The 10,461-nt window shown below is 75.9% G+C and carries 9 protein-coding genes and 1 pseudogene; 4 read left to right on the plus strand and 6 right to left on the minus strand.

Going from position 1 to position 10,461, the window contains the following annotated elements; genetic code table 11:
* From RNC47_RS34875 to RNC47_RS34890, 4 genes and pseudogenes are all read left to right on the plus strand, one after another.
* Positions 1–326 (plus strand): annotated as a pseudogene (locus tag RNC47_RS34875) (hypothetical protein); the annotation flags it as partial.
* An 8-nt stretch (positions 327–334) separates the two neighbouring features.
* Positions 335–1,105, plus strand: a complete 771-nt coding sequence (locus RNC47_RS34880) for a bestrophin-like domain (RefSeq protein ID WP_311604752.1) — start codon at positions 335–337, stop codon at positions 1,103–1,105.
* A 53-nt stretch (positions 1,106–1,158) separates the two neighbouring features.
* Positions 1,159–2,604, plus strand: a complete 1,446-nt coding sequence (locus RNC47_RS34885) for an AMP-binding protein (RefSeq protein ID WP_311604753.1) — start codon at positions 1,159–1,161, stop codon at positions 2,602–2,604.
* Entirely contained in the window at positions 2,601–3,935 is a 1,335-nt protein-coding gene (locus tag RNC47_RS34890; RefSeq protein WP_311604755.1) for a carboxyl transferase domain-containing protein, read from the plus strand. Before RNC47_RS34885 ends, RNC47_RS34890 begins: the two co-directional genes overlap by 4 nt.
* Here the strand turns inward: RNC47_RS34890 and RNC47_RS34895 are convergent.
* The 6 genes from RNC47_RS34895 to RNC47_RS34920 all read right to left on the minus strand — a co-directional run bounded on the left by RNC47_RS34895 (position 3,932) and on the right by RNC47_RS34920 (position 10,181).
* A complete protein-coding gene (locus RNC47_RS34895) occupies positions 3,932–4,945 on the minus strand; it encodes an MsnO8 family LLM class oxidoreductase (protein ID WP_311604756.1) in 1,014 nt (337 codons plus the stop codon). The genes RNC47_RS34890 and RNC47_RS34895 overlap by 4 nt on opposite strands.
* Positions 4,946–4,990: 45 nt before the next feature.
* The gene (locus RNC47_RS34900) at positions 4,991–5,647 is read right to left on the minus strand and encodes an ABC transporter ATP-binding protein (RefSeq protein ID WP_311604758.1); all 657 of its coding nucleotides are present in this window, start codon (positions 5,645–5,647) and stop codon (positions 4,991–4,993) included.
* A complete protein-coding gene (locus RNC47_RS34905) occupies positions 5,640–6,629 on the minus strand; it encodes an ABC transporter ATP-binding protein (RefSeq protein WP_311604764.1) in 990 nt (329 codons plus the stop codon). The genes RNC47_RS34900 and RNC47_RS34905 overlap by 8 nt, the downstream gene beginning before the upstream one ends.
* A 77-nt stretch (positions 6,630–6,706) precedes the next feature.
* Positions 6,707–7,582 carry an ABC transporter permease gene (locus RNC47_RS34910; protein ID WP_311604761.1) on the minus strand — a complete coding sequence of 292 codons (876 nt, stop codon included), beginning with the start codon at positions 7,580–7,582 and terminating at the stop codon, positions 6,707–6,709.
* A gap of 5 nt (positions 7,583–7,587) precedes the next feature.
* Positions 7,588–8,556 (minus strand): ABC transporter permease, encoded by a 969-nt coding sequence (locus tag RNC47_RS34915; RefSeq protein WP_311604766.1) that lies wholly within the window; start codon positions 8,554–8,556, stop codon positions 7,588–7,590.
* Positions 8,557–8,585: 29 nt separating this feature from the next.
* Positions 8,586–10,181 carry an ABC transporter substrate-binding protein gene (locus tag RNC47_RS34920; protein WP_311604762.1) on the minus strand — a complete coding sequence of 532 codons (1,596 nt, stop codon included), beginning with the start codon at positions 10,179–10,181 and terminating at the stop codon, positions 8,586–8,588.
* Positions 10,182–10,461 lie beyond the last annotated feature (280 nt).

Below are 10,461 nucleotides of genomic sequence, written 5' to 3' on the forward strand. Positions count from 1 at the left end.
AGCCCACCCCTCCGCCCGAGCCGAGCGAGGCCGCTCCACCGCCGCCGCCGGCCGAGCCCGCACCCCCGCCCGCCCCCGCCGCCCCGAGCCCGGAGCCGCCCGCCGAGGAGCCCGAGCCGACGCCGGCCGAGCCCTCGCCGTCGCCCTCCCCCACGGGCCTGCCACCGGTGGCCGGCCTTGAGCTGCCCGTCGACGGCGATCCGCCGGACCCCGGCGGCTCCCTGGTGACCCGCACCCTGCTGGTCGTCGCCCCCGCCGTGCTGGCCGCGGCCGTGCTGCGCCCCCGCTCACGAGCCGGCGGTCCCTCCCGTTCCAGCGCCTCCTAGGAGCCCGTGTGTCCGAATGGCTGGCCCTCACCGTGATCATCCTCGTGACCTGCGGGGCCGTCTTCCTGATCGCCGTGTTCCGGCAGCGCAGGGCCGGCGAGTCCGACGACCCGTCGGAGACCCCGGACGTCATCGAGTACATGACGATGATGCTGGGCGTCGTCTACGCGATCGTCCTCGGCCTCGCCATCGCCGGCGTCTGGGAGGCGCGCGGCGCGGCGGAGGACTGGGTGCGGCAGGAGGCGCAGGCGCTGCACGAGATGGACGTGCGCGCCGGCGTCTTCCCGGCCGAGGTGCGGGACGCGATACGCGCCGACGTGGCCGGCTATGTCGACTACGTGCTGGACGAGGAGTGGCCGCTGCTCCAGGACGAGGGCGAACTCGGCGACCGTGGCGACGAGTTGCTGCTGCGGCTGCGGGAGGTCATCACCGGCAGGGAGCCGACCACGGTGCGGGAGACCGAGTCGTACCAGGGGCTCGTCGACCAGCTGGCCAGGGTCGACGAGGCGCGCGTCGGGCGTGGTCAGAGCGCGGAGCCCACCATGCCGCTCGCGGTGTGGATCGGTCTGGTCAGCGGGGCCGCCGTGGTCATCGGCATGGTCTTCGTGCTCCAGATCCGGCGCTCCGCGCGGGAGTTGCTGCTGGCCGGTCTGTTCACCGCGATGATCGCCTTCCTGCTGTTCCTGGTCTGGCACTTCGACGCCCCCTACGCCCGCGGTCTGAACGACGTGACCGAGACGTACACGGCCCTCTTCCCCCAGGCCGGCACGGGCTCCTGACGGCCTCCCGTGCCCCGAACGACGGGTGGACGCCGCCCCCTAGCATGATGCGAATGAGCCCTCTGTTCCCGGCCCTGGCGGCCGCCTCGGACGCGCCGGCGCTGCGCTTCGGCGACCGGATGGTCAGCTACGCGGAGCTGCGCGCCACGGCCGGCGCGCTCGCCGGGCGCCTCGCGGGCCACCAGCGGGTCGCGGTGTGGGCCACGCCCTCGCTGGAGACCGCGGTCGCGACCGTGGCGGCGCTGCTCGCCGGGGTGCCGGCGGTGCCCGTCAACCCGGGGAGCGGCCAGCGGGAGTTGGCGCACATCGTGGGCGACAGCGCGCCCTCGCTGGTGCTGGCCCCGGCCGGGGCGCGGCTGCCGCCGGCGTTCGCCGGGACGGCCCGGCTGGACGTCACCACGGAGCCTCCCGCCACGGCGCCGGCCGGGCCGCCGGCCGAGCCGGCCCCGGAGGCCACCGCCCTCGTCGTCTACACCTCGGGCACCACGGGGCCGCCCAAGGGCGTGCTGCTGCCCCGCCGCGCGGTCGCCGCCACGCTGGACGCGCTGGGCGAGACATGGGGGTGGACCGGCGCCGACGTGGTGGTGCACGCGCTGCCGCTGTTCCACGTGCACGGCCTGGTACTCGGGGTGCTGGGCCCGCTGCGGCACGGCGGCACGGCACACCACGTGGGCCGCTTCTCGCCCGAGGCGGTGGCCGGCGCGCTCGCCGGGGGCGGCACCGTGCTCTTCGGGGTGCCCACCATGTACCACCGGCTGGCCGAGGCGGCCGCCCGGGACGCGGCCGTCGCCGCCGCGCTGGCCGGGGCCCGGCTGCTGGTGTCCGGCTCGGCCCCGCTCCCCCTGCCCGACCACGAGCGGATCCTGGCCGCCACCGGGCGTCGGGTGGTGGAGCGCTACGGCATGACGGAGACGCTGATGAACACCAGCGTGCCGGCCGGCGCCGACGCGGCGGCGACCGGCACCGTCGGGGTGCCGCTGCCCGGCGTGGCGCTCCGTCTGGTCGACGAGTCAGGACGGGTGATCGAGGGCGCCGACGGCGAGACGGTGGGCGAGATCCAGGTGCGCGGGCCCAACCTGTTCACCGGCTACCTCAACCGCCCCGAGGCCACGGCCGCCGCCTTCGACGGCGACTGGTTCCGCACCGGCGACATGGCGACGCGGGACGCCGCCGGCCGGTACCGGATCGTGGGGCGCGGCTCGACGGACCTGATCAAGAGCGGCGGCTACCGGATCGGCGCCGGCGAGATCGAGAACGTGCTGCTGGCACACCCGGGGGTCGCCGAGGCCGCCGTGACCGCCGCGCCCGACCCCGACCTCGGGGAGCGGATCATCGCCTGGATCGTGCCGAGGGACGGGACGAGCCCGCCGTCGGCGCGCGAGCTGACGGAGCATGTGGCGAGCCAGTTGGCCGCGCACAAGCGGCCGCGCGAGGTCCGGTTCCGGGCGGCGCTGCCGCGCAACGACATGGGCAAGATCCTCAAGCGGGAGCTGGTGTGAGCGAGCCGGCCGCGCCGGCCCGGGCGCTGCTCGCCGCGGTGGCCGGGGACCGGTTCACCGAGCTGCCGTACCGGCCGACGGCCGCCCACCGGGCGGACGAGGGCGACGCGCCGATCGGCTGGCCCGGCTACGGCGCGGCCCGGGCGCTGGCCGCCCGACGCAGCGGCGAGGCGGAGGCGGTGGTCTGCGGCCTCGGCCGGGTGGGCGGCGGCGAGGCGGTGCTGATCGCCTTCGAGTTCGGCTTCCTCGGCGGCTCCATCGGCCGGGCCGTGGGCGAGCGGATCGCCGGTGCGCTCATCACGGCCCGTGAACTCTCCCTGCCCGTCGTCTCGTTGATCGCCAGCGGCGGCAGCAGGGTGCAGGAGGGCATGTTCGCGCTGGCGCAGTTGCAGCGCATCGCCACCCAGTTGGTGCGGCTGCGGGCGGTCGGGCTGCCCCATCTGGCGGTGCTCGCGGGCCCGGTGACGGGCGGCGGCTGGGCGACGCTCGGGGCGGGCGCCGACGTCCGGCTGGCGCTGCCCGGCGTACAGGTGGGCTTCGCCGGCGCCCGGGTCAGGCCGCCGGGGGCGGACCCCGCCGCCTACACGGCCGAGGCGCAGGCGGCGATCGGCCAGGTCGACGAGTTGGTGCCGCCCGGGGACCTTGGCCCCGCCGTGGCGCGCTGGCTCTCCCTGCTGACGACGCCGGCGGCGGGGCCGGCGCCGCCGCCCGCGGCGCTGCGTTCCGTGGCCGCGCCCGGGACCGGCTGGGCGGCCGTGGAGCTGGCGCGCGACCCGGCCCGGCCGCGTGCCGACGCGTATCTGCGGGCCTACTTCACCGAGCGGGTGGCGCTCGGCTGCCCCGACCCCGGGCTGCGCTGCGGCTTCGGGCGCCATGCCGGGCGCGCCGTGGCGTACGTGGCCCAGCTCGGCACCGCCACCACGCCGGCGGGCTTCCGGGCCGCCACCCGCCTGCTGCGGCTGGCCGACCGGCTCTCCGTGCCGGTGCTGACGCTGGTGGACACGCCGGGCGCGGCCAACGGCGCGGAGGCCGAGCGGGACGGGGTGGGGTCCGCGATCGCCGAGTCGATCATGGCGGTGGCGGCGGCGACCATCCCGGTGACGACCCTGGTCATCGGCGAGGGCGGCTCGGGCGGCGCGGTGGCGCTGACCTCGCCGGGCCGGACCTGGGTCACCCCGGACAGCTACTACTCGGTGGTGGCCCCGGAGTCGGCGGCGGCCGTCGTCAAGCGGGGCCCCGAGCAGGTCCGCGTCACGGCCGACCAGCTGCGGCTGCGGCCGGCGGACCTGGTGGAGCTCGGCGTGGCCCGCGGGATCGTGCCGGTCGGCTAGGCCCCGTCTTCCGGCCGGAGGCCGGCCAGCCGGGCGAGGCGGCGGTAGGAGTCGAGTCGCCCCGGGTAGCCGTCGCCGAACGTCAGCAGCAGCTCGTCGGCGCCGGTGCGGGCGATGAGGGCGCCCAGCGCCTCGGTCATCTGGCGCTCGTCGCCGTGCAGTTGGCTGGCCCGAGCCTGGTCGAACAGGCGTCGCTCCCGGTCGGTGAGGTCGCGGGCCGCCACCCGGGAGGGCGGTTCGAGGGGCGGGAAGACCCCGCGGGTGCGGGAGTGGACGGTGGCCCAGGCCTCCGGGAGCTGGAGCGTGGCGGCCTCCTCGGCCGTGGCGGCGACGGCGGCGTTGACGGAGAGCACCAGATAGGGCCGCTCCCCGTGCGGGCCCGGGGTGAACTCGGCGCGGTAGCGCTCGATGGCGGCCAGCATGCGGTCCTCGTCGCCGAGGTGGGCCATCACCAGCGGCAGCCCGTGCGCGGCCGCGATGCCGGCGCCCTCGCCCACGGCGAGCACGAAGGCCGGTACCCGCAGCCCGGTGGCCGGCGGCGCGGACAGCGGCCCGGTGCCGTCGAAGTACGAGAGCAGCTCGGCCAGTTGTTCGCCGAACCGGTCCGCGTCCGCCTTCTCGGCGCCGAGCGCGCGGCGGACCGCGGCGGTGAAGCCGACGGAGCGGCCGAGTCCCATGTCGACGCGGCCGGGGAACAGCGCCTCCAGGACGCCGAACTGTTCGGCCACCACGAGCGGCCGGTGGTTGGGCAGCATCACGCCGCCGGTGCCGACCCGGATCCGCCGGGTGGCGGCGGCGACCGCGGCCGCCAGCACGGTGGGGGCCGATCCCGCGACCCCGGGGACCGCGTGGTGTTCGGCGACCCAGAACCGGTGGTAGCCGAGCGCCTCCGCCCGCCGGGCGAAGTCGACCGTCTCGCGCAGCGCCTCGTGCGGGCCCTGTCCTTCGCGGATCAGCGCCCGGTCGAGGATCGACCAGCGCACCGACCGCAGTCGTGCCGTGTTGTCCACTCCTGTTCCAACCACCGCGGGGGCGGAAGATTCCCCGCGCGGGGGTCAGTCGGCCGGGCTGGGGAACTCGGTCACCCGGTCGCACCAGCGGTCCAGGAGCACCCGGTCGTGGCCCACGGCCAGCAGCGCGGCGCCGTGCTCGGCGCGGTACCGCTCGACGAGGGCGACCAGCGCGGCGGTGGTGGAGGCGTCGAGCATGGCCGTCATCTCGTCGCAGACCAGCAGCCTGGGACGCGGCAGCAGGGCGCGGGCGACGCAGGCGCGTTGCAGCTGTCCGTCGCTGACCTCGTGCGGGCGGCGGCGCAGCAGGCTCTCGGCGAGCCCGGCCGCCTCGGCGAGTTCGGCGGCCCGGCCGGCGAGTTCCCGGGTCCTGCCGGTGGCGGCCGCCGGCTCGGCGATCAGCTCGCGCAGGGTCAGTCTCGGGTCGGCGGCGAGCCGTGGCTGCTGGAAGACGACGCCCACGCTGGTGCGCAGCGCGCGCGGTGCCCGGAAGCGGAAGCCGCGCACCGTCTGGCCACCGAGCCGCACGGTGCCGGCGTCGGGCCGGTGGAGCAGCGCGGCGACCCGGGCCAGGGTCGACTTGCCGCAGCCGCTGGGGCCGACGAGGCCGACGGCCTCGCCGTCCGCGACGGTCAGCGAGACGTCGCGGACCACCGGGGTGCCGCGGTGGTATCCGGCGGTGACGCGGCTCAGCTCAAGCATCGGCGGGCTCCGGGGCGTGGTGGCAGGCGACGCCGTCGCTCACCGCGGGCTGGGTGGCGCAGCGTTCGGTGGCGAGGTGGCAGCGCGCGGCGAAGGCGCAGCCGGCGGGGAGGGCGTCGAGCTCGGGCGGCAGCCCGGGGATGGGGGTGAAGGAGCGTTCGGGGAGGGCTTCGAGCAGGCCGCGGGCGTAGGGGTGGCGGGGGCCAGGGGTGCCGAAGAAGCGGCGCGCGGAGGCGACCTCGACGACGCGGCCGGCGTACATGACGGCCACCCGGTCGGCGATCCGCTCGGCCGCGGCCAGGTCGTGGGTGATCACCAGCAGGGCGTGGCCGGCGTCGGCGTGCCGGCGCAGTTCGGCCACGGTGCGGTCCACCAGGTCGCGGTCGAGTCCCGTGGTGGGCTCGTCGGCGATGAGGAGCGGCGCGTCGGCGACGAGCGCGAGCGCGGTGGCGGCGCGCTGGGCGAGGCCCCCGGAGAGCTGGTGCGGGTAGCGGTCGAGGTGGTCGGCGGGGAACGCGGCGCGCGCCGCGGCCGCCTCGGCGGCCTTCCGCAGCCCGGCCCGCGGGGTGCCGGTCAGCTCCCGCACGGTCTCCTCCAGGTGCGAGCGCACGGTCCTGACCGGCGTCAGGTGGGCGGCCGGGCTCTGCGGCACGAGGCCGACCAGCCGCCCGCGCACCCGTCGCGCCAGCACCTCGTCGTCGGCCCTGAGCAGCTCGACGCCGTCGGCGGGGGACCCGTCCCCCGCCGGGCCGCGCAGGTGGGCCGTTCCCCGGGTGCGGGCGTTGGCGGGCAGCAGGCCGAGCAGCGCGGAGGTCAGCACGGACTTCCCGCAGCCGCTCTCCCCGACCAGGGCCAGGCACTCGCCGGGCGCGAGGTCGAAGGAGACGTCGTTCACGGCGGCCACCTCCCGGCCACCCGGCATCAGGAACCGCACGGAGAGCCCCCGCACGGACAGCACGGCCGGCGTCGCCTCGCCCATCATCCGCCGCTCCTCCCTCTCGTCGTTCGCTCGCGCGTCGTTCGTCGGCGCCTCGTCGTGGTCGGTGTGGCCGGGGCTCGTCACAGCACGAGCTCCGAGCGGCGCCGGGGGTTGATCCGCTCGCGCCAGACGCCGGCGAGGCCGGCGATGGCGAGCGTCGGCAGCACGATGAAGAGGCCGGGGAAGAGGGTGGGCCACCAGTCGCCGGCGGCCAACGAGCCACGGGCGCCGTTGATCATGGTGCCCAGGCTGGCCTGGTGGGCGGGGATGCCGAGGCCGAGGAAGGACAGCGCCGACTCGTGCCAGACGGCGTGCGGCACCATCAGCACGGCGGCGAGCCCGGCCTGTGGCAGCACCGCCGGCAGCAGGTGCCTGGTGACCACCCGGCGGCGGGAGGCGCCGCCGGAGATCGCGGCCTCGACGAACGGGCGACCGCGCAGCGACAGCACCTCGGCGCGCACGATGCGGGCCGTCGACACCCAGTGGGTGAGTCCGACGGAGGCGACCACCGGCCAGATCCCGGGCCGGAACATCGCGACGATGAAGATGCCCATCAGCAGGTGCGGCACGGCGGTGAACACATCCACCGCCCGCATCACCAGGCGGTCGGTCCGGCCGCCGAGCGCCCCGGCGAGGCAGCCGACGGCGAGGCCGAGCACGCTGGCGGTGAGCGCCGCGACCACGCCCACGGTGAGCGAGACCCGCAGCCCGTAGACGCTGCGCAGCAGCACGTCGCGGCCGAGGTCGTCGGTGCCGAAGAGGTGGTCGGCGGAGGGCGGGGCCAGCTTGGCGGTGAGGTCGACGGCCTGTTGGTCGAGGGGGAAGAGCAGCGGCACGAGCAGCGCGGCGAGGGCGGCGGCGCCGGCCAGCGCGGCGGAGGCGGCGACCCGCGCGGTCCGGGTGCCGCGACGTGCGGTGCCGCGCGCGTGCCAGGTCGGTTCTGCGGTCTGGGCCATGGGGATCACATCTCGTCGTGGTCGACGCGCGGGTCGGCCAGGCCGTAGAGGAGGTCGGCCAGCAGGTTGCCGGCCAGCACGGCGAGCGCGGAGAGCACCGCGAGGGCGGCGAGCAGGTGGAAGTCGGAGGCGGTCGCGGCCCGGACCGTGGCCGAGGCGATGCCCGGCCAGCTGAACACGGTCTCCACCAGCAGGGCGCCGGTGATCAGCTCGGGGACGCGGGTGCCGACGAGGGTGAGCACGGGCAGCAGCCCGGACCGCAGCGCGTGGCCGCGCAGCACCGTGCTCTCGCGCAGGCCGCGGGCCCGCGCCCCGCGCACCGGGTCCTCGCGGAGCGCGTCGGCCACGCCCTGGCGGGTGTAGAGCACGAACCAGGGCAGCTGGGAGATGGTCAGCACCGCGGCGGGCAGGGCGAGGTGGCGGAGCAGCGAGCCGGCGGTGACGACGTCGCTGCCGGGGTCCGTGAGCCCGCCGGACGGCAGCACGTCGAGGCGCAGCGCGAACAGCCAGACGGCCAGCAGGGCGAGCCAGAACGGCGGCGCCGCCTGGAGGGCGTAGCTGGTCGAGGTGATCACTCGGTCGACGGCGCCGCCCTGCCGGCGGGCGGCGAGGGTGCCGAGCGCCGTGCCGAGCAGCACGGCGCCCACGAAGGCGACCGCGCAGAGCAGCACCGACCAGCCGATGCGCTCGCCGATCACCTGGCCGACCGGCTGGTGCAGGGTGTTGGACTGGCCGAGGTCGCCGGTGAGGGCGGCGGTGAGCCAGCGCCACCACTGCTCGACGAAGGTGCCGTCGGCGGCGAGCGAGGCGCGCAGCTGGTCCAGGGTCTCCTGGGAGGCGCCCATGGCGCCGCCCCCGAGGTACTGCCGGACGGGGTCGAAGGGGGAGGCGGCGGCGACCGCGAACATGCCGAGCGTGACGAGGGCCAGCACCGGGACGGCGGCGAGCAGCCGCCGCCCGGCGAGCCTGGCCATCGGTATCCAGGGGAGGGAGGCGGCGCCGGTCACTCGCGGATCCGCCAGTCCTCGACGTTCCACCAGGGGCCGTGGCCGAGGCCGTGGTCGTGGGGCTCCGGCTGGGTGGTGACGCCCTCCCAGTGGTCGGCCATCACGTAGACGTGGTCGATGTGGGTGAGGAAGGTGTACCCCGGGTCGTCGACGAGGGCGCGCTGGACCCGGTCGTAGGCGGCCTGGCGCTCGTCCCGGTCGGCGGTGCGGCGGGCGAGGTCGAGCTGTTCGTCCACGTCGGCGTTGTCGTACTGGCCCATGTTGTTCCAGCCGTCGCCGGCGAGCTCGGAGTAGAGCAGCCCGTAGAGGTCGAAGTCGGGGTCGGCGGGGTTGCCGCCGCCGGAGAGGACGGCGTCCTCGGTGAGCCGGCCCTCGATGACCTCCCAGGATCCGGACTCGACGGTGACGTCGACGCCGATCTCGGCGACGTCGGTCGCGAAGGCCAGGGCGTGCTCCTGACGGAGCCGGTCGCCCGCCGGGTACCAGAGGGTGAACTCGGCGCGCTGCCCGTCGCGGGCGCGGACGCCGTCGTCGCCGGGGGTCCAGCCGGCCTCGTCCAGGATCCGTCCGGCGGCCTCGGGGTCGTGGGCGCGCTCGGTGCCCTCGGCGAACCACGGGCTGCTGACCGGGATGGGCCCGTAGGCGGCGTGCCCGGCGCCGAGGAGCACGCTGTCGACCATCAGTTCGCGGTCGACGGCCAGGTCGAGGGCCCGGCGGATGGCGCGGTCGCCGGTGACGGGGTTGCCGCTCGGCAGGGTGACGGCGCGGAAGTCGGCGCTCTCCGCCTCGTGGGTGACCAGACCCTCGTCGTCGGCGAAGCCCTCGGCCAGGTTGGGGGGCAGCACGGCGGCGTCCAGGTCGCCTGAGCGCAGCCGGGTGGCGCGCACGTCGTCGTCGGGGATCACGGCCATGGTGAGTCGCCGGACCTCGGGCGCGCCGCCCCAGTAGTCCGGGTTGGCCTCGAAGGTGAGGCGCTCGCCCGGCGTCCAGCCGGTGAGCACGTAGGGCCCGGTGCCGACCGGTTCGGTGTTGTACGAGCCGGTGTTGACGTCCTGGTCGCCGGCCGCCGAGGCCGAGGCGATGGGCAGCACGGTGCGCTCGGCGAACGGCGCGTAGGGATAGGCGAGGGTGAAGACGACGGTGTGGTCGTCCTCGGCGCGGACGTCCTGGAGGGCGTCGAGCTCGTCCCGGTACGGGTTGTTGGTGTCCGGGTCGAGGATGGTCTCGTAGGTGAAGACGACGTCCTCCGCGGTGAACGGGTCGCCGTCGGTGAACTCGACGCCCTCGCGCAGCCGGTAGGTGTAGGTCAGGCCGTCCTCGCTGACCTCGGGGAGCTCGGTGGCCAGGGCCGGCGTGAGCTGGAGGTCGGCGTCGTGCCGCAGCAGGCCGTCGAAGATCTTGGAGTTGCCGTCCTTGCCGTAGCCGAGGAGCGGACTGAGCGTGTCGGGCTCGGTGGCTATGCCGACGACGAGCGAGTCGTGGGCGGCCGACCCGCCCCCCTCCTCGGCGGGCGCCGAGCACGCCGTGAGGCCGAGCAGCGCGGCCACCACCACGCCTCCGGCGCGCACTGTCCATGGCCTGCGGACTGTCATGCTGCCACCCCTGTTGATACGAGGACGCTCTTGCGAACCATGCGCAATTAAAACAGACAGGGGGTGACATGCCAGCTTCATGGGCGTGAAGCGCGGGAAAGCGGTCCCGGGCCGTCCGGCGCCGGCCCGGGATCGCCCGGACAGGGCCTAGATGCAATGCCGGTGACTTAGGTAGTTGTGTCTCGCTGGGTGATGGTGATGGTGTCCGGTGGGGGTGGTGTCTGGTTGCGATGCTCGGCCCGTTTGAGCGGCCAGTTGGACATCTTGCGTTTGATCACTC

Source organism: Streptomyces millisiae (assembly GCF_031845425.1).
Classification (GTDB): Bacteria; Actinomycetota; Actinomycetes; order Streptomycetales; family Streptomycetaceae; genus Streptomyces; species Streptomyces millisiae.

Bases quoted from the DNA above. Each gene is read 5' to 3' on its own strand.
- RNC47_RS34885 (WP_311604753.1), top strand. From the start codon at position 1,159: ATGAGCCCTCTGTTCCCGGCCCTGGCGGCCGCCTCGGACGCGCCGGCG.
- RNC47_RS34900 (WP_311604758.1), bottom strand. From the start codon at position 5,647: ATGCTTGAGCTGAGCCGCGTCACCGCCGGATACCACCGCGGCACCCCG.
- RNC47_RS34905 (WP_311604764.1), bottom strand. From the start codon at position 6,629: ATGATGGGCGAGGCGACGCCGGCCGTGCTGTCCGTGCGGGGGCTCTCC.
- RNC47_RS34910 (WP_311604761.1), bottom strand. From the start codon at position 7,582: ATGGCCCAGACCGCAGAACCGACCTGGCACGCGCGCGGCACCGCACGT.
- RNC47_RS34915 (WP_311604766.1), bottom strand. From the start codon at position 8,556: ATGGCCAGGCTCGCCGGGCGGCGGCTGCTCGCCGCCGTCCCGGTGCTG.
- RNC47_RS34920 (WP_311604762.1), bottom strand. From the start codon at position 10,181: ATGACAGTCCGCAGGCCATGGACAGTGCGCGCCGGAGGCGTGGTGGTG.